At 69.2% G+C, this 17,720-nt stretch carries 14 protein-coding genes and 2 pseudogenes; 5 read left to right on the forward strand and 11 right to left on the reverse strand.

All coding sequences use genetic code 11. From position 1 onward, the window contains the following. Nucleotides 1-162 precede the first annotated feature (162 nt). Complete coding sequence (locus ACFWVV_RS08145) at nt 163-336, reverse strand: pirin (RefSeq protein ID WP_384354775.1); 174 nt, start codon at nt 334-336, stop codon at nt 163-165. An 87-nt stretch (nt 337-423) separates the two neighbouring features. Here ACFWVV_RS08145 and ACFWVV_RS08150 point away from each other — a divergent pair, with 87 nt between their 5' ends. Further along, nucleotides 424-2,076, forward strand: a complete 1,653-nt coding sequence (locus tag ACFWVV_RS08150; RefSeq protein WP_384354777.1) for a PP2C family protein-serine/threonine phosphatase — start codon at nt 424-426, stop codon at nt 2,074-2,076. A gap of 14 nt (nt 2,077-2,090) precedes the next feature. Here ACFWVV_RS08150 and ACFWVV_RS08155 read toward each other — a convergent pair. The 6 genes and pseudogenes from ACFWVV_RS08155 to ACFWVV_RS08180 all read right to left on the reverse strand — a co-directional run. Next, nucleotides 2,091-2,386, reverse strand: a pseudogene (locus tag ACFWVV_RS08155) (hypothetical protein); the annotation flags it as partial. 169 nt (nt 2,387-2,555) lie between these two features. Further along, the gene (locus ACFWVV_RS08160; RefSeq protein WP_384354866.1) at nt 2,556-3,095 is read right to left on the reverse strand and encodes a multiprotein-bridging factor 1 family protein; all 540 of its coding nucleotides are present in this window, start codon (nt 3,093-3,095) and stop codon (nt 2,556-2,558) included. Further along, nucleotides 3,092-4,483 carry a GH1 family beta-glucosidase gene (locus ACFWVV_RS08165; RefSeq protein ID WP_384354779.1) on the reverse strand — a complete coding sequence of 464 codons (1,392 nt, stop codon included), beginning with the start codon at nt 4,481-4,483 and terminating at the stop codon, nt 3,092-3,094. Before ACFWVV_RS08165 ends, ACFWVV_RS08160 begins: the two co-directional genes overlap by 4 nt. Nucleotides 4,484-4,521: 38 nt before the next feature. After that, the gene (locus ACFWVV_RS08170) at nt 4,522-5,361 is read right to left on the reverse strand and encodes a carbohydrate ABC transporter permease (protein WP_384354868.1); all 840 of its coding nucleotides are present in this window, start codon (nt 5,359-5,361) and stop codon (nt 4,522-4,524) included. A 28-nt stretch (nt 5,362-5,389) separates the two neighbouring features. Beyond that, nucleotides 5,390-6,382, reverse strand: a complete 993-nt coding sequence (locus ACFWVV_RS08175; RefSeq protein ID WP_384354781.1) for a carbohydrate ABC transporter permease — start codon at nt 6,380-6,382, stop codon at nt 5,390-5,392. Nucleotides 6,383-6,393: 11 nt separating this feature from the next. Next, on the reverse strand, nt 6,394-7,710 hold the full coding sequence (locus ACFWVV_RS08180; RefSeq protein WP_384354783.1) for an ABC transporter substrate-binding protein: 1,317 nt from the start codon (nt 7,708-7,710) through the stop codon (nt 6,394-6,396). 179 nt (nt 7,711-7,889) lie between these two features. Here ACFWVV_RS08180 and ACFWVV_RS08185 point away from each other — a divergent pair, with 179 nt between their 5' ends. After that, a complete protein-coding gene (locus ACFWVV_RS08185; protein ID WP_384354785.1) occupies nt 7,890-9,200 on the forward strand; it encodes an ROK family protein in 1,311 nt (436 codons plus the stop codon). A gap of 61 nt (nt 9,201-9,261) precedes the next feature. Beyond that, nucleotides 9,262-9,624, forward strand: coding sequence for a PIG-L deacetylase family protein (locus ACFWVV_RS08190; RefSeq protein WP_384354870.1), 363 nt, complete (start codon nt 9,262-9,264; stop codon nt 9,622-9,624). On the opposite strand, the gene ACFWVV_RS08195 is transcribed toward ACFWVV_RS08190, so the two are convergent. From ACFWVV_RS08195 to ACFWVV_RS08210, 4 genes are all read right to left on the reverse strand, one after another. Continuing rightward, nucleotides 9,573-10,664: a DUF1996 domain-containing protein gene (locus tag ACFWVV_RS08195; RefSeq protein WP_384354787.1), complete on the reverse strand. Its 1,092-nt coding sequence runs from the start codon at nt 10,662-10,664 to the stop codon at nt 9,573-9,575. The genes ACFWVV_RS08190 and ACFWVV_RS08195 overlap by 52 nt on opposite strands. Before the next feature lie 173 nt (nt 10,665-10,837). Next, nucleotides 10,838-12,967 carry a discoidin domain-containing protein gene (locus ACFWVV_RS08200; RefSeq protein ID WP_384354872.1) on the reverse strand — a complete coding sequence of 710 codons (2,130 nt, stop codon included), beginning with the start codon at nt 12,965-12,967 and terminating at the stop codon, nt 10,838-10,840. 239 nt (nt 12,968-13,206) lie between these two features. Beyond that, nucleotides 13,207-15,399: a discoidin domain-containing protein gene (locus ACFWVV_RS08205; RefSeq protein WP_384354789.1), complete on the reverse strand. Its 2,193-nt coding sequence runs from the start codon at nt 15,397-15,399 to the stop codon at nt 13,207-13,209. 239 nt (nt 15,400-15,638) lie between these two features. Further along, nucleotides 15,639-16,679: a LacI family DNA-binding transcriptional regulator gene (locus tag ACFWVV_RS08210; protein WP_384354791.1), complete on the reverse strand. Its 1,041-nt coding sequence runs from the start codon at nt 16,677-16,679 to the stop codon at nt 15,639-15,641. Nucleotides 16,680-16,908: 229 nt separating this feature from the next. Between ACFWVV_RS08210 and ACFWVV_RS08215 the strand changes: the two are divergent. Continuing rightward, a pseudogene (locus ACFWVV_RS08215) lies at nt 16,909-17,112 on the forward strand (TetR family transcriptional regulator); the annotation flags it as partial. A gap of 160 nt (nt 17,113-17,272) precedes the next feature. Then, nucleotides 17,273-17,632, forward strand: coding sequence for a hypothetical protein (locus tag ACFWVV_RS08220; protein WP_384354876.1), 360 nt, complete (start codon nt 17,273-17,275; stop codon nt 17,630-17,632). Nucleotides 17,633-17,720 lie beyond the last annotated feature (88 nt).

The following is a 17,720-nucleotide window of genomic DNA, read 5'->3' on the forward strand; positions in this document are numbered from 1 at the left end:
GCCCGGCCCGCGGCCGGCCTCGCAGCGGATGGTGAGCGGGTGCTGTCAAGGCAGCCTGCGGGTCCGGACGCCACAGTGCCCCTCGTCGGCACCGGCCCTCCTGCCATCCGCGTCGAACGGCGTCTCCCTTGCCATCCGCGTCGAGCGCGGTGTCTACGCAGGTCAGCGCAGGTTCTCCCGAGCCTTCCGCGGCACCGTCGGGAGTTCCGGGGACGGCAGGGAGGGGCCGCCGTAGCCCTTCACCACACCGAACCTGTCGCCGTTCATCCAGTCCGGACGGGCCCGTGCGATGTCCTCGGGCGAGCAGCCGATGAAATTCCTCTGTGCTGGGCACACAAGGGGTAGGGCACGGAAGCGAACGGGTGGGAGTACGGCTCATCACAAGCACTGAACCCCGCTGGCGCGGCGTGCCATGATCGGGGCATGACTGACCGCGATGAGCTGGGACCGGCTCCGTCGGGCGGGGACGGCCCGGGTGTCGTGGAGGGCGACCTCGGCTTGTCCACCAGCCGCCACCTCGTACCCCGGCCGTCCGGGACGCAGGACGACCGGGCGGCTGTGCCGGTCTTCTCGGTGCAGGAGGTCTTGAACGGACTGCCCGGCTCCGCCATCTTCCTGAGGCCCGTATACGGACAGAACGGGGATGTTGCCGACTTCCGTGTCGTCGCCGCGTCACCTGATGCGGTCGACATCGGGTCCCGCCAGGGAAAGGAGATGGTCGGCCTCAGCGTTCTGGAGACCTACCCCACCGTGTGGGGCAGTGACCTGTGGCGCGGGTACCTCGAGGTGCTGGAGAGCGGCGGCCGGTACGAGGGAGAACCGTTCGAGTACGAAGAGGTTCTCGCCGGGATTCCGCGCCGGTCCCGGTTTGCTGTGCGCGTGGCGGCCTGCATGGGAGGGCTGATCGTCTCCTGGGTCCGGCTGGACACCGGCGAACGCGAGCAGCGCCGCCTGACGGTGATGCAGCGCCTGGCGGGGATGGGGTGGGCCGACTGGGACCTGTCCCTCAACGAAACCACATGGTCGGAGGAAGTCTTCACGATCTTCGGCCGGGAACGGACCATGGGCACGGTGACTCTGGAGGAGCTCCCCCGTTTCGCCGTCCCCGAGGACCTCCCCGGTACGGACGAGGCGGTGCAGCGGCTGCTGAGCGGGGGCAGCCCCATTGATCACGCGTTCCGCATCACCGCTCCCGGCGGGGAGGTCCGGCATGTGCGCATCGTGGCGGAGGCCGAACTGGATGTACAGGGAACGCCCGTCAAGGTCCGAGGCTTCTTCCAGGACCGCACGCCGGTGCATCGAGCCGAGCAGCAGATGCTGGAGCACCAGCAAGCGGCCTCGGCCCACAGCAGTCTGCTGGCCGCCGAGAAGGACGTCGCCGCCCGCCTCCAACACGCTCTGCTCCCCCTGCCCCAGCAGTCCCTCCGCGTTGCCGGACTCACCGTGGACGTCGCCTACCACCCCCTGCAAGAGGGGCTCAATGTGGGAGGGGACTGGTACAGCGCCATCGAACTGCCCGACGGCAGTGCGCTGCTCGTCGTCGGCGACGTCGCGGGCCATGGGCTGGACGCGGTGGCCACCATGGCCCAGCTCCGCTTCATGACCAAGGGCATGGCCATCACGGGGACGCCCCTGGCGGAGATCCTCACCCGTCTCAACACCTTGCTGCTGCACACCTCCGGTCGGAACTTCAGCACGGCCACCATGATCATGGGCCGCTACGACCCCATCACCTCACAGCTCACCTGGGTGCAAGCAGGGCACCTGCCGCCCCTCCTGCTACGACAGGGCCGCGCCCGCTACTTGCCCGCCCCCCGGGGCATCCTGCTCGGAGCCACGGCCGCACCCTCCTACGGAGAAGCCACCCTCCAGCTGCTGCCCGGGGACCATCTCCTGCTGTTCACCGACGGCCTGGTCGAAGTGCCGGGCGGAGACATCGACGAGGGCCTGACCCGACTCGCGCACACCGCCGAGGCCTACCAGGGCTCCCGCATCCTGGACGCCCTTGCCACACCGGACGCCCGCCACGACGACACCTGCATCCTGCACGCCACGTTGTCGGCTGGACGCCCTTGATGGGCACAGCCGCAGGCTCGCACGGCAGCGGCGATGACCGTCGTGCGGTGGGGGCTGCAGCGGGCTCTGCGGAAGGCGCGCCAGGACTTCAGGCTTGCAACGCTTCGTTCGACCGGTGCTCGTGCCGCTGACAGGGCCCAGTTGATCGTCCGTTGGCTCGCGGTGAGGTCTTGGTGCGGAAGACGTCTGATCGGCGTGGTCACCCAGGAGCCGGCCCGTCGCACTCGGCGAGCGTTCCGTCGAGCAGGACGTGATCGGTATCCCCCCGCAGGACCCGCAACAGTCCGGGTGCCCGGCGGGACAGTTCGCCCGCCGCAGTGTCCGCCAACCCGAGGAGGTCTCGCATATGTGGTCAAGGGTGGTGTCGGCGGGTCAGTAGGCGATCTGACTCAGATGCCTCCCGCACCCCCAACCAACGCCCATCGACCACGTCCTGCGCCGGTCCCCATGGCGACGCAGAGGCCAACACCAAGCCCGCATCAGCCACTACCGACGACGCGGCTGCACACACCGTCCGAACCTGTCCAATCGACGAGCCGGTGGTCGCGGAGAGCGGCGAGCGTCTCCGCCCGCTCCTGACCGCGTCCGGGGAAAGGCCCGTGCGACGGGAGCGGGCCGCGCCAGGCGGCAGGGTGATCCGGAGCGGCTCGGATGCCGGTGCCCGAGGCGTAGAGGCTCTCCTCGTCCAGGACGGCGAAGAGCATCCGCACGGACGAGTGACGGGGGTTGCCCACCCGGCCCGTCTCGATGTTGCGGATGGTCCGGACGCTGACGCCGGAGTGGGCGGAGAGCTGTTCCTGGGTCCAACCCCGTTGTTGCCGCAGGCCGATGATGACTCCTCCGTACCCGGGAACAGTCCCCCGGTTCCCTTCACGGCCGACGAACTCGGACAGCAGCGGATCCAGGGACAGGTCCGGGAACAGGGGCAGATGTCGCCCCGCCGGCCCGGACCCCGTGCCCGCCGCCTGTTCGCCGGACGTCCTGGTCCCGTCAGGGGCCGGAAGCGGGGCGCCGGTCAGCCGGCGGTCGCCTCCCGGTGGGCGCGGACGATGTCCGCGTAGCGCCGGCCGCTCGTCTTCACGGTCCGCTTCTGCGTGGCGTAGTCGACGTGGACCAGACCGAAACGCTTGTCGTAGCCGTAGGCCCATTCGAAGTTGTCGAGCAGGGACCAGGCGTAGTAGCCGGCGAGCGGCGCGCCCTTGCGGAGAGCGCGGGCGCAGGCCGCGATGTGCTGCTCGAGGTAGCGGGTGCGCTCCGGGTCGTGGACGGCGCCGTCGGGACCGACGGTGTCGGGGAAGGCCGAGCCGTTCTCGGTGACGTACAGCTTGCGTGCGCCGTAGTCGTCGGTGAGCCGCAGCAGGAAGGCTTCCAGGCCGCCGGCGTCGATCTCCCAGTCCATGCCGGTACGGGGAACCTCCGGCAGGCGTACCTCGGCGGCGTAGGGGGCGGGGCCGGCCGGATCGTCGGTGACGGTGACCGGGAAGTAGTAGTTGAGGCCGTGCCAGTCGAGCGGGGCGGCGATGGTCTCCAGGTCCCCGGCCCGCTCGGGCAGCTCAACCCCGTACAGCTCGCGCATGTCCGCGGGGAAGCCACGGCCGTACACCGGGTCGAGCCACCAGCGGTTGGTGTGGCCGTCCATGCGGGCCGCGGCGGCGATGTCCTCGGGCCGGGTGGAGGCGGCTGCGACGGTGGAGTGGTTGGTGACCAGTCCGACCTGGGCCCCCGGCGCGGCGGCGCGGACGGCCTGGGTGGTGAGGCCGTGTCCGAGCAGGAGGTGGTACGAGGCGCGCACGGCCGCCGTGAGGTCGGTCATGCCGGGGGCCATCCGGCCCTCCAGGTGGCCGATCCACCCCGAGCAGAGCGGCTCGTTGAGGGTGGCCCACCGGGTGACCCGGTCGCCGAGCCGCTCCGCGACGACGGAGGCGTACGCGGCGAGGTGCTCGGCCGTGGCCCGCTCGGTCCAGCCGCCGTGGCTGTCCAGGACCCGGTCCTGGAGTATCTGCGGCAGGTCCCAGTGGTACAGGGTGACGGACGGGGTGATTCCGGCGTCGAGGAGGCTGTCGACGAGCCGGTCGTAGAAGTCGAGTCCGGCCTTGTTGACCGGGCCGTCGCCGCCGGGCACGATGCGGGGCCAGGCGACCGACATCCGGTACGTGTCGGTGCCGAGGCGCTTCATCAGGGCGATGTCCTCGGGCCAGCGGTGGTAGTGGTCGCAGGCGACGTCGCCGTGGTCGCCGTTGTCGATCGCACCGGGGACATGGGAGAAGGTGTCCCAGATGGAGGGGGAGCGGCCGTCCTCGGCGACGGCGCCCTCGATCTGGTAGGCGGCGGTCGCCGTTCCCCAGGCGAAGTCCGGAGGGAACGCCTCCAGGTCGAGCGAGGTGTGGAAGTCGGTGGATTCGGACACAGGGAACCTCTTCGTGGTCAGTATGGAGGAGGAGGACGTCACTTGACCGCACCCGCGGTGAGGCCGGCGACGAGGTAGCGCTGGAGGAGCAGGAAGCCGACGACGACGGGGACGCTCACCACGAGGGAGGCGGCCATCACCTGGTTCCAGTAGACGTCGTTCTGGGTGGCGTAGCCCTGGAGGCCGACCGCGAGGGTGCGGGTGGTCTCGTTGGTCATGACGGAGGCAAAGAGGACCTCGCCCCAGGCGGTCATGAAGGCGTAGATGGCGACGGCGATGATGCCGGGGGCGGCGGCCGGCACGATGACGCGGAACAGTGCGCGGATCGGACCGCAGCCGTCGACCTTCGCTGCCTCGTCGAGTTCGCGCGGGATCGAGTCGAAGTAGCCGGTCAGCATCCAGATGGAGAACGGCAGCGAGAAGGTCAGGTAAGTGAGGACCAGGCCTTCGCGGGAGCCGAAGAGAGCGATGCCGGTGGCGTTGCCGACGTTGACGTAGATGAGGAAGAGCGGCAGCAGGAAGAGAATGCCGGGGAACATCTGCGTGGAGAGGACCGTCACCGTGAAGACCCGCTTGCCGCGGAAGGTGTAGCGGCTTACGGCGTACGCGGCGAAGATCGCGACGATCACGGAGAGGACGGTGGCCGCGCCCGCGACGAGGATCGAGTTCACGAAGTAGTCGGCGAGCGGGACGGTCTCCCAGATGTCGAAGTACGGCCGCAGCGTGATGTCGGACGGGATCCACTCGAACTTCCCCGAGACGTCCTCGAGGGGTTTGAGGGAGCTGGAGATCATCACGTACACGGGCAGCACGACGAAGGCGGTGAGCAGGGTCAGGAAGATCCGCCGGGTCCAGAGGAACGAACTGGGTGCGGCCATGGGTGAGCGCTGAGCGGGCTGCGCGTGCCTAGACATCGGAAGTCTTCCTTCCGCGGGTGGTGAGCAGGAGGTAGACGCCCGTGACGACGAGGAGGAAGAGCAGGAGCAGCACGGACATGGCCGAACCGGTGCCGAAGTTCCACGTCTGGAACGACGACTGGTAGATGTGGAAGGAGATCAGGTCGGCGGCTTCGGGGGCCGCCTTGCCGAAGAGCACGAACGGCGTGTTGAAGTCGTTGAACGTCCACAGGAAGAGGACGAGGACGAGGACCTGGTTGACGGAGCGCAGGGACGGCAGGGTGATGTGCCGGATCTGCTTCCACACGCCTGCGCCGTCGAGGGCCGCGGCCTCGTACATGTCCCGGGGGATGTTCTGCAGGCCCGCCATGACGGTGAGGAAGGCGAAGGGCCAGCCCTTCCAGACCGAGACGATGAGCAGCGCCCAGAAGCTGTTGTCCCCGATGAGCCAGAAGGCGGGGCTGTCGCCGATGCCGAGCTGGTCGTGCAGGACGTGGTTGATGATGCCGTTGTCGCGCTGGAACATGAACGCCCACGTGATGACGGCGGCGTAGACGGGCAGCGCGTACGGGACGAGGAAGAGGGTCCGCAGGAAGCCGCGGCCCCGGAAGTTCTCCTGGAGGAAAATCGCGGCGGCCGTCCCCAGGCACCAGCACAGTCCCACGGACAGGACGGTGAACAGACAGGTCGTCAGGAAGGACTGCAGGAGCGCCTGGCCGACGGGGGCGTCGAAGTCGACGGCGACGGAGTAGTTGTCCAGGGCCGTCCAGGGGGCCTCGGACCAGTTGCGGATGTAGAACTGGGTGAGCTCACGGAAGCTCATGGTGACGCCCATGAGCATCGGAATGAGGTGGACCAGGAGCTCGAGCAGCAGAGCGGGCAGAAGGAGCAGGTACGGCAGTGCGACGCGGCGACGCCCGGAGCGACGCGGTGTGCGCGCCCCTCCGGGTGCGGCCTTGCGCACCGTCCGCTCACTCCGCGGAGTGACGACGGTTTCAGTCATGGTCGGGCGGCCTACTTCTTGGGCATCTGCTGCTGGGCCTTTTCGAGCTTGGCCCGCACGGAATCAGCGGTGACGGCCCGGCCGGCGGCGGCCTCCGCGAACAGCTCCTTGACCGCGGTGCCGACGACCGTCTCGAACTGGGACTCCTCGGGGACCTGCGGCAGGGCGGAGGCGCTGGAGGCGAGGGTGTCGCGGAGTGCCGCCAGGGCCGGGGTGTTGAAGGCGGGGTCCTGCTGGGCGGTCTTGACCGGCGGAATGGAGCCGTAGGCCTTGTTGAGGGTCTTCTGCTCCTCGTCGCTGGTCATGAACTTCACGAACTTCAGCGCGCCCTCGTGGTTCTTGGTGTTCTTGAAGACGGCCATGTTGATGCCGGCGACCATGGAGTTGGTCTGCTTGCCCGGGCCGGGCCGGCCGGACGGCACGGGGGCCGGCACAACCCCCCATTCGTCCTCCGACATTCCCTGGGTCTTGAACGTGGCAGCCGCGGTCTGCCACAGCACCATGCCGGTCTTGTCGTTGGAGAAGTCGCTGAGGGACTGGTTCTGCGCGTACTCGGCGTTACCGGGAGCGGCGATCTTGTGCGTGGCCATGAGGTCGACGTACTGCTTGACGGCGGCCACCGCACTGTCGGAGGTGAAGTCGGCCTTTCCGTCGGCGGTGAAGAAGTCGGCGCCGTGCTGCTTGCCCAGGACGAAGACCTGGTGGATGTTGGCGGAGAGGTTGGAGCCCTCGACCCCGATGCCCGACTTGCCGATCTTGGTGAGCTTCTTCCCCGCCTCGACGACCTCGTCCCAGGTGGCCGGCGGCTTGGCTATGCCCGCTTCCTTGAACAGCTTCTTGTTGTAGTAGAGCGCGTACGCCATGGAGTACAGGGGAACGGCGGCCGGGTCCTGTCCCTGGACACCGGTGGAACCCAGGACCGATTCGACGAAGCGGTCCTTGCCGCCGATGGCGTCGAAGTTCTTCGCGTCCCACGGCAGCAGGGCGCCGGTCGACTGCAGCGAGGCACTCCATGTGTTGCCGATGTTGAGGATGTCGGGGCCCTGGCCCGAGGTGGTCGCGGTGAGGATCCGCTTGAGCAGATCGGCCCAGGGCACGACCTCCATCTTCACCTTGATGCCGGTCTGCTTCTCGAACTTGTCGAGCTCGGGCTGCAGGACCTTCTTGTCGACCTCGATGCTGGCACCCTGGTTCGATGCCCAGTAGGTGAGAGTCTTGGGCTGTTCGTTGGACCCGGAACCCCCGGCGGAACCGCCGCCGCAGGCAGCCATCGAGAGGACGAGGGAGAGCGTGACGGCACCGACGGCTGCGATTCTGATTCTGCGCATGGGTCCACGAGTCCTTTTCAGGGATGGTGAAGCCGAGTGGGAACAGGAGCTGCGTCCCACGCGAGGGCCTGAGGGCCTCTCGGCTTAATTTAGGGTGTGAGTTAAACCTCGGGAGAAGGTCGCGTCAAGGGTCGTCACAGCGGTATGTTGCGCATAGGGCCTACGGAAGAGGGTGTCCGGTGAGAGTGCGCAGCGGTCGTACCGTGCGTGACCTGCGGAGAGAGAACCGCACGACGGTTTTGCAACGGTTGTATTTCGACGGGCCTCTGAGCCGCTTTTCCCTCGGGCCGGCCACGGGCCTCAGCTCGGGGTCCGTCAGCAACGTGGTTGCGGAGCTGGTCGCAGAGGGCCTGGTGGAGGAGGCCGGCAGCGTCGATTCCGCCGGCGGCCGACCCCGTACTCTCCTGCGCATCCACCAGGGCAGTGCCTGCATGATCGGCGTCGACGTCGGTGAGACGCGGGTCCGGGTCGAGCTCTTCGACCTGGCCCTCACCGAGCTCGCACGCGTGGAGAAACCGCTGGCCACGCACGAACGGCGACGGGAGGAGCGCTACGACGTCGCCCTCGTGGTCGCTCACATCCGTGACGGGATCGAAGAGGTCGTCCGGCAGGCAGGGGTGGCGCCCGGGAAACTGCTGGGCGTGGGCGTGGGAGTTCCGGGCATCGTTGCCAGGACGCTGCACGACGGCGCGGTGGTGCACGGGAAGACGATCGGCTGGGATGCCGTGCCCCTGGAGCGGCTGTTGCGCGAGGCCGTGCCGCTGCCGCCGGAGGTGCCGTACTTCATCGACAACGGGGCCATGACGCTGGGTCAGGCCGAGATGTGGTTCGGGGCCGGACGCGGAGCCAGCAGTGCCGTCGTCGTCCTCTTCGGCTCCGGAGTCGGCGCGTGCGTCGTCAGCGAGGACCTGCACTCCGCGCGGGCCGTGGAATGGGGACATCTGAAAGTCCGGGTCCGGGGGCGCCGTTGCCGCTGCGGCGCCCAGGGCTGCCTGGAGGCCTACGCCGGAGCGGAAGCGCTCCTGGAGCGCTGGCGGGAGGCCGGCGGCTGCCCTCCGGCCGGCGCCGATGAGGAGACAGCACTCACCGCGCTTCTCGCCTCCGCCCACCCTTCCACCCCCGGGGCCGAGGCCGACGCGACCGCACTCGCCGTCCTGGAGGAGACCGCCGAATACCTGGGCGCCGGGTTCGCCGATCTGATCAACCTCTTCCAACCCGAGCGGATCGTCGTCGGCGGTTGGGCAGGCCTGCAGCTCGGCGCCCGGTTCCTCGACAGCGTCAGGGAGCACGCCATCCTCGGCGCCCTCCCCTACCCCGCCTCCCACGTGAGCATCGGACTCGGCACCCTGGGACCCGACGCCGTCACGGTCGGCGCCGCGGTCCTGCCGCTCGCCGAGTTCTTCGCCCGGGGAGGCCGCCGGGAGCCGCCGGAAGCCGAGGAGACGACGCCGGCGTGGAAGACCTCGCTCGGGAAGCGGGCGGCACAGTGAAGACGCCGCAGGGCGCCGGCTCTGTAAGGACCGTGAGGCGCGGCGGAACGCGCGCCGGGTCCTGGTCTTCTCCCCGCACCCGGACGACGAGGTGATCGCTGTCGGCGGCACCATGGCCCGGCTCGCCGCCGAGGGCGCCCGCGTGGGAGTCGCGTTCGCGACCGACGGTGCGATGTCCCACTCGGCGGTGCTGGGCATCCACCAGAACCCGACGCCCGCCGAACTGCGCCGGGTCCGGCGCGAGGAGGCGCGCTCGGCCGTGGCACTGGCCCGGCTGGTGAGGGGCCGTACGGAGAAGGCAGGCGCACCAAGGGCCCGGCCGCCCCCTGGATGCGCGGGGGCGGCCGGATTTCAGCGGATCTCCCGGTCCGCTCAGGGCAGTCGGTGGTCGGCGTTCAGAACCGTGCCGCGTTCGGGGCGGTAGAGGTCGAAGCCTCGGGTGTCGCACTGGAGGCCGCCCACGATGCAGTGGTCGACCAGGGCCTTGAGGGTGCGCTCCTCCCACGCGTTGAAGAAGTCGTAGTGGAAGGAGTAGCCACGGCCGCTGGCCAGGCGGACCTGGCTCATGTCACCGTTGACCGGCCACGCCATCTTGAACTCGATCATCGGCAGGGCCACCGGGTGGGACGCGGGGCACATGTTGTCGTTGGTGCCGGGCTTCACGACCGGATACGCCATGTGGCTCTTGTGGTCGGGGGTGTCGAGGTACTTGCCGTCCCAGCAACTGGGCGCCTGCATCCGCAGGTTGAGCTGTACGTCGGGCCGGCTCGGACAGCTCGCCGGGATGTCGGTGTTGAAGAAGCTGTCACCGCACTCCCAGCCCTCGACGAAGCCCTTGTGCGCACGGAACTCCTGGGCGCTCTGCATCGGGTCGCCGACGACGTACCGCAAGCCCTTGGGGAAGGGCCGCACGCTCCGGTAGTCGGTGACGCCCGCCTTGTAGTAGATGACCTGCGGGCCGACGGGGAGGATCTTCTGGTCGCCCTTGTACAGCGTGGGCATCCAGTACGCGGAGGCGTCCGCGGGTGCCTTGCAGGTGGTGTTCCCGCCGTAGAGCGAGCCGGTGGTGCTGGCGGCGTTGGTGGAGGTGTTGCCCATGAACGTGTGGTCGTGGGACTTGCCGAACTGGCCCGGGTAGACGATCGGGTCGTCCGGCGCGGTGTGGGTGACGGAGCAGCCGGCCTGGAACTCGTGGTGGTAGGCGGGCGGCGGGGTGGCGGTGGACGGTGTCACTCCGGTGACCTGCGGTACGGCGGGAATGTAGCCGTCCCCGTCCGGGTCGTCGCCCGATGCCTGGGTGGACACTGCCATGGAGTGCCCGCTGTGGGCGGCGGGCGCGGAGGCGGCGGCCGGGACGCGCACGTCCGTGTCCGCGGCGGTGGCTACCGTGCCGACGCCCAGGACGCTCGCGAGGAGCGCGGTTCCGAGGAGGAGTGCGGGGAGCCGTTTGGAACTCGATCTCATGGGGTTCTCCTGCCCATGGGGGGTGGGTTCGCGTGCTGGTGCGGGGGCCACGCGACTGATGACGGGCTTCTTCGATGCGTACGGTGGTGCAGTGGTGCAGGGGTGCAGTGGTGCAGGGGGTGGCGGTGTCCTGCTGCGGGCCCCGCCACCCCCGCTCACGGTGGTCGGCGCCGTCAGCTGTAGATGCCGAACTCGTGCAGGGAGTAGCCCCACCCGGTGCCCCGGGCAGTCAGCTGGAGGCGGACGTGCCGGGCGGTGGCCGTCACGTCGATGGTGTCGATGTCTCCGTTACCCGTCGTGGTGGTGTGGAGGGTGCGCCAGGTGTTCCCGTCGTCGGACACCTGCACCTCGTAGGACTTGGCGTAGGCCGGGTCCCAGACGAGCTGCAGGGTGCGCAGAGGCTTGGCCGAACCGAGGTCGACCTGGATCCACTGCGGGTCGCTCCAGTCGCTGGCCCAGCGGGTGGAGGTGTTGCCGTCGGTGGCGTTGGACCCGGGGCACGGGCAGTCGCCGTAGGAGGCCTGGGCGGAGGAGGCGGTGGTGGGCCTGTTCAGAGCGAGGTTGGTGCCGGTGACCGGCGGGGCGACGACCTTCACGGACTTGGTCTCGATGCCGGCGTTGCCCTTGCCGTCCTCGGCCTGGATGTAGACCTTCCACACCCCGAGCTTCTCGGGCGCGGTGACGGCGAAGGTTCCGTTGCCGGTGGCGCGCCACTGCGCGTCGACCAGCCGCTTGTCACCGTTCGCGTAGTTGCCGCTCAGGTAGATCTTGGGGGTGACCTGGTCTCCGTCGGGGTCACGTATGTCGGCCCGGACCGTGAACTCTCGTCCCGCCGGGGCGGCGGACGCCGGGGTGACGGTCATGTTGCTGATGACCGGCGGGGTGTTGTCGCCGGCGTTGGAGCCGGTGTACGCCTTCTTGACGGCGTAGTACGACAGGCGCTTCAGGCCGTCGGGCACGAGGTTGAACCAGACGCCGCCGAAGTCGTGCTCGAGGCCGTAGTGGAAGAGCGTCGCACCGAGGGCGACGCCCTGGTGGCCGGTGATGCAGTTCCAGGCCTTGGTGTAGCCGTCGGCCTTCGCCACGTCGGTCGGCTCGTCGGGGACGCCGTTGGCGTCGTCGGGCACCTCCCACTCACCGGCCGGACCGCCCTCGGTGATGATGTACGGCTTGTTGTAGCCGCCCTCCTCCCAGTCCTGGCGCACTCCGCAGATGTCGCCGTAGGAGTTCATCGAGTACAGGTCGAGGTCGGGGGCGTTGCGCTTGTAGTACGGCCAGGCGCCGGTCCAGGCGTCCGTGGAGGTCACCGGGTGGTCCGGGTCGATGGTGTGGATCTTCTTGGCGACGTCGTTGACGAAGCTGGTGTAGGCGTTGCGCTGCGCCTCCAGCTCGGCGCCGCTGTAACAGTTCTGCAGTCCGAGGACGGACTCGTTGCCCACGTTCCACATCAGGGTCGCGGGGTGGCTCTTGTAGGTGTCCACCCACTTGGCGAACTCGTTGAGCGAGTTCGACTTGTACGTGGTGTCGGTGACGTAGTTGACGCAGCCGCCGCTGCCGGGGCCGCCGCCGGGCTGGAGCCAGAACCCGTTGACGACCTTCAGCCCCTGGGCGGCCGCGGCGTCGAGGAGCGGCTTGGTGGAACCGTCGGTGCCCCAGGTGCGGATCGTGTTCACGCCCATCGACTTCACGTCGGGCAGGTACTTGGGGGCGTCCGCGACGGACGGACCCCAGGTGAGCCCCTTGACCGTGTACGGCTGACCGCCGACGGTCAGCTGCCAGTTGCCCTGTGAGCCGGCGACCTTGACCGCGCCGCCCGGCGGGGGATCGACGGTGCCGCCCTGGCTGCCGTAGACCTGGAACTCCCACAGCGAGTATCCGTAGCCGCCGGCACGGGCGAGGCCCTGCATCCGGACATGACGTCCGGTGCCGGAAACGGCGATCTCGTCGGTGCCGCCGTCACCGCCGGTCACGGTCTTCAGGGTGCGCCAGTCGGTGCCGTTGTCGGAGGTCTGTATCTCGTAGTTCTTGCCGTACGCACCCTCCCAGGTAAGGACGACGCGGCTCAGGTTCCGGCTGGCGCCGAGGTCGACCTGGAACCACTGGGCGTCGCTCCACTGACTGGCCCACCGGGTCCCGGTGAGGTTCCCGTCGACGGCGGCGGACGCAGCGAAGGCCTCGCCCTCCTGGGAGGAGGCGGTAGCGGTCTTGCCCTGGGAGAGAAGCGTGTCCGCGGCCTGGGCCTGCGGGGACAGACTCAGCGTCAGGGAGGACACCAGAAGGGCGCCGAGCACGACGAGGGACATTCCGCTGTGTCTGCGGGAACGGTTGGGGACGAAGGGGGGACTGGACACGGGTGCTCCTGGCTGATTCGTGACGCCGGGTGCGTGGGGCCGGGCCGTCCGGCCGACTCGCGTACGGCGCTCGTGGAGGGGGATGCACGGAGTGAGCGTGCGAGCCCTTCCGGGCCGGGCTGCGGGGAAGCGAGCACCCGGCCCGGAAGGGAATCGAGGTCCTCACCGGTCTGCGGTGAGGCAGAGTCGTCTCAGGGGAAGGAGACGACGGTGGACGGCACGGTCGACGTGCCGGCCGGGATCGTGGACGCCCCGGTGTTGTTGATGACGTGGTTGTAGTGGCCCATGCCGCCGAGGGACACCACCAGGAGGCTGTGGAACTTCACCCCCGGCTTGACGGGTGCCTTGAAGCCGTGGTCCTGGACGATGGTCGGGTCCACGTTGTAGTTGCAGTAGCTGCCCAGACCCCACGCCTCGTGGGTGTTCACCGAGTCGTCGACGCGGTAGGCGGCGTACCCCTTGGTGTCGCCGTTCTGGATGGCGGCCTGGTTCGGGGCGTCGTACGCCTTCTCGTTCTGGTAGAAGATCGTCCGGCCGCGCTCGCCGTACCACTCGACGTCGTACTTGTTGAAGTGCTCCACGAACAGGCCGGTGGCCAGCACGTCGTCGCCGTTGACGCGGACACCGTAGTCGGCACGGTTGGTCTCCCAGCCCCAGCCCTCACCGTGGTCGGCGCGCCACACCCAGGTGTGGTCGATGATGGCGTCGTCGCTGTTCACGACCATGCTGGTGGTGGCCTTGCCGGCACCGGCGCCGCCGATGCGGATGTAGACGTCCTGCACGGTGGTGGGGTTGGCGGCGTGGTCGGCGGAGGAGTTCTGCGGTCCGAGCTCCAGCAGGGTCGGCGAGTTGACCGGCCCGGCGTCGATCAGGAAGCCGGCCAGACGGACGCCGTCGACGTCCGCGACCTTCATTGCGGTGACGCCGTTGTCCGGGATGATCGTGGCGAGGCCGAGGCCGAGCACGATGGTGTTTGCCCGGTTGACGTTGATGGTCTGGTCGACGTGGTAGATGCCGGGGGTGAACAGCAGGTTCAGACCCTGCGCCAGCGCCTGGTTGATCGTGGCGGCGGTGGCACCCGGCTTGACGACGTAGAACTGGCTCAGCGGTACGGAGGTGCCCGCCGGGGCGCCGTTCGCCCAGCTGGTGCCGCGGGCGTCGGTGCGCTTCGCGGGGGCGAAGACCTTGTACTCGTTGCCGTCGAGGTAGAGGTAGGGCTTCTCGCGGGAGAGGGGCGTGGTGTTCAGCGTGGTGTAGCGGGGCTCGGGGAAGGCATTGGCCGGAGCGCCCTCGACGCCCGAGAAGGTCTGGTTCCACACGCTGTTGGACCAGCCGCCGATGGAGCTGTCGCGGGTGTACCACTGCTGCTGCGAGTAGTTGCCGACCTGGCCGTCGATCTTCGAGTCGGCGATGTAACCGCCGCTCGCCCAGCCGTAGCCGTTGGGCGCGAGGTTGAGACCGCCCTTGACGTGCATACGGCGGAAGGACGCGGCCTGCGAGACCGCCCACCGGTTGGTGCCGTTGACCGGGTTGAGGGTCAGGCCCTCCACGCCGCGCCAGAAGTTCTGGGTGGCGTTGCCGTTGAACCAGCCCGCGTCGACCGTCACGTCACCGTTGATGGTGGTGTCACCCGGGCGCAGCCCGAGACCGGCGACCTGGGTGTAGAAGCCGACCTGCGCGTTGAGGTTGTTGTACGTGCCGGGCTTGAAGAGGAAGGCATGCCGGCCGGAACCGAACTGTGCCGACTCCTGCTCGTCGAACACCTTGTCCAACTTGCCCTGGATGTCCGGGGTGGAGGGTTCGATGACGTGCACGTTGGGACCGAGGTCACCGCCGCCGGGCAGAGTGGGGCCGCTGTCGCCGCCGCCGTACACCTGGAACTCCCAGAGGGAGTAGCCGTAGCCGGTGGCCCGCGTCACGCCCTGCATGCGCACGTACCGGGCCGTGCCCGTGACGGCGACGGTCTCGGTGCCACCCGCACCCGCAGCGGTCGAATAGGCGGTCGTCCAGTTGGTGCCGTCCGTGGACAGTTCGATCCGGTAGGCCTTGGCGTAGGCCCCCTCCCAGCGCAGCACCACCTGATTCAGCGCAACGGAGCTGCCGAGATCCACTTGCAGCCACTGCGCGTCGGACGCCGCGCTCGACCAGCGGGTGCCGAGATTTCCGTCAACCGCTTCGGTCGCCGGAGTTCCGTAGTGCTCCTGGCTCGAAGCCGTCACGGGCTTGCCCTGTGACAGGAGCACGGGAGCAGCCTGTGCCGCACTGGTCGGAACCACGGCCAGGAGCGTGGCTGCGAGCGCGGTGACGACGGCAGCCGCGAGACTGCGCCGAACGCGACCACGGGGCGGCGGCGGGGCCGCCAGGGGCATGCCAAATGTAGGCATCAGGGGGGTCTCCTTGTTACGGGAACAGCGCCGGGGAGAGCGCTCTCCGGAACCATGCCCCTCCCCCCAGGCGTGGTCAATACTTCTGACACGGCTTTCCTTTCCTCTTGACTTAAGTAGCGATGAGAATGCTCGGAGGGCGGGTTCGATGTCGTCGGCGCGCATGCACCCGCCGGCTCACCCGCACACGGCTCGGTCCGGTTGGTGCCATCACAGCGTTCCAGGGCCCTGACGGGCCGTCACGCCGATTCGCGGACCACCAAATGGGCGTCGAAGACTACCGAGAGGGGTTGGGCCGGGCCGCCCTCGATCTGCTCCTGGAGGAGGCGCGCCATCGTGGCCGCCATCTCCTCCACCGGCTGACGGACCGTGGTCAGCGGCGGCCGGCAGGAGAGCGCGGGGCTCGAGTCGTCGAATCCGATCACCGCCACGTCGTCCGGCACCCGTCTGCCGACTTCGTCGAGGGTCCGGCAGACGCCCTGCGCCATCAGGTCGTTGGCGGCGAAGACCCCGTCGATCTCAGCGTCCTGGGCCAGCAGACGAGTCATCGCCTCGGCGCCGCTGTGTGCGGTGAAACCGCCTTCGGCAGTGCGGACGTAGGGATGGCCGTAGTGCGCCATCGTCTCGCGAAACCCGTTCAGCCGCTCCTGCGCCATGGGCAGGTCGAGCGGCCCGGTGACGGTGGCGACGCGGCGGCAGCCGCGCGCCACGAGCTGCTCCGCAGCCAGCCGGCCGCCCTCCCGGTGTGCTACGTCCACATAGCTGACCTCCGCGGGGCGGGCTGGGCGCCCAAACAGTACGCAGGGGAGGCGCCCGGCGGCGAGCAACTCGGGCAGTGGGTCGTCGGCATGCGTGGAGAAGATCAGTGCACCGTCCGCGCGACCCTGCCCCAAGTAGGCGATCACGTCCCGCCGCGTGGCGTCGGACTCGGCGAACATCAGCACCGGGTGCATCGACCGGGGGCGCAGAAAGCCGACGACCCCGCTGACCACCCGTCCGAAGAACGGGTCGGCGAGTATCCGGGCGGCGAACAGGTCCTGCTCGCCCTCCGAGTCGTTGCCCGCTCCTGAGACGACCAGCGCGATGGTTTCGGTGCGCCGGGTCACCAGGGAGCGCGCGGCACGGTTCGGGGCGTAGCCGGTCCGCTCGATCGCGCCGCGCACTGCGGCCTGGATGGTCGGATCCACGTTGCGGACGCCGTTGACCACCCGGGACACGGTCGCGCGGGAGACGCCCGCCTCCCGCGCGACGTCCTCGAGGGTGGGCGCCTGTCTGCTCATATCGAGAGCCTATAGGCGGCCCGGTCAGCCTATGGGCGGGGTATCCGCCGTGCCGACAGGAGCGCGCTCCCCGCAGTGTTCAGCTGTGTCCGTTCGCTTCTTCTGGGTGTACCCCCTCCGCACTGGGTCCGCCGCTCGGCCGACGGTGTCCCACGCCCGCGCGCCAGGCCGATCACGATCGGCGACAATGTCTGGCTGGGAGGCGGCGCGACCGTGCGTCGTCGAGCCGCTCGCAGCCCGACATCGCGCCTTCCGCGAGCTGACCCGGGAATGGATGCGCCGCAGCCGCGTCGCCCTGGAGCGGCACTTCGACCCAACGACGGCCCGCCAGCTCGACGCGCTGATCGAGGGTCTGTCCATCCACCGCGCTCTGGAGACCGAGCCCCACGACCGAGCCCTGACCATCGAGGCGATCGCTCGCATCACCCGGAGCCACGGCGCGTCCTCCCGACGCACACCCCCAAGACCCCTGGCCGGCACCCCACCTGACCAAGGTGCCGGCCAGGCCGGCGGCTGGGCTCAGCTGCCAGCCGTCTCCACGACGCACCGTCCCTGCGCTCACACGGCTCTGAAAGTCGTTGCGCAAGGAGACCTTGACCGGCTTGCAGACGGACCGGGTGGTCTGCACCGGCGACGCCCTGGTCACCCACGTCGGACTCACCGGACACCGCGGCCCCGGCACCGTCTGCCGGGCCTTCACCAGCGACAGCGCCACGGCCCGCTCAGGTGCGCCGCCTCCCGCTGCCGGGGCCACCAATCCGGGAAGTCGCCGGCACCGAATCACAGGTGAGAACCGAAATCTGGTGAGCGCCATGACCGACGAAGAGTTCCTGCGTCTCCTCGCGGAGGCACGAGCGGAAATACGCAGAACTGCCCTGCCCCCTCCCCTCGACGACGAGCCCCTCTACGAAGTGCTCGGCCGGCACGCCGAATACGGCGGCTCGGCCCACTGACCGGCAGCCCCCCCTCCCCCGGCCCAACCTTCTCTCCCACCCCGCCCGGGGACCCATGGGCCCGGGCCCGACATCGAAAGAGGGCGAA

The organism is Streptomyces sp. NPDC058663, assembly GCF_042716745.1.
GTDB lineage: Bacteria > Actinomycetota > Actinomycetes > Streptomycetales > Streptomycetaceae > Streptomyces.

Excerpts from the sequence above, each read along its gene's own strand:
- ACFWVV_RS08150 (WP_384354777.1), top strand. The coding sequence starts at position 424 with ATGACTGACCGCGATGAGCTGGGACCGGCTCCGTCGGGCGGGGACGGC.
- ACFWVV_RS08170 (WP_384354868.1), bottom strand. The coding sequence starts at position 5,361 with ATGGCCGCACCCAGTTCGTTCCTCTGGACCCGGCGGATCTTCCTGACC.
- ACFWVV_RS08175 (WP_384354781.1), bottom strand. The coding sequence starts at position 6,382 with ATGACTGAAACCGTCGTCACTCCGCGGAGTGAGCGGACGGTGCGCAAG.
- ACFWVV_RS08180 (WP_384354783.1), bottom strand. The coding sequence starts at position 7,710 with ATGCGCAGAATCAGAATCGCAGCCGTCGGTGCCGTCACGCTCTCCCTC.
- ACFWVV_RS08195 (WP_384354787.1), bottom strand. The coding sequence starts at position 10,664 with ATGAGATCGAGTTCCAAACGGCTCCCCGCACTCCTCCTCGGAACCGCG.
- ACFWVV_RS08200 (WP_384354872.1), bottom strand. The coding sequence starts at position 12,967 with ATGTCCCTCGTCGTGCTCGGCGCCCTTCTGGTGTCCTCCCTGACGCTG.
- ACFWVV_RS08205 (WP_384354789.1), bottom strand. The coding sequence starts at position 15,399 with ATGCCTACATTTGGCATGCCCCTGGCGGCCCCGCCGCCGCCCCGTGGT.
- ACFWVV_RS08210 (WP_384354791.1), bottom strand. The coding sequence starts at position 16,679 with ATGAGCAGACAGGCGCCCACCCTCGAGGACGTCGCGCGGGAGGCGGGC.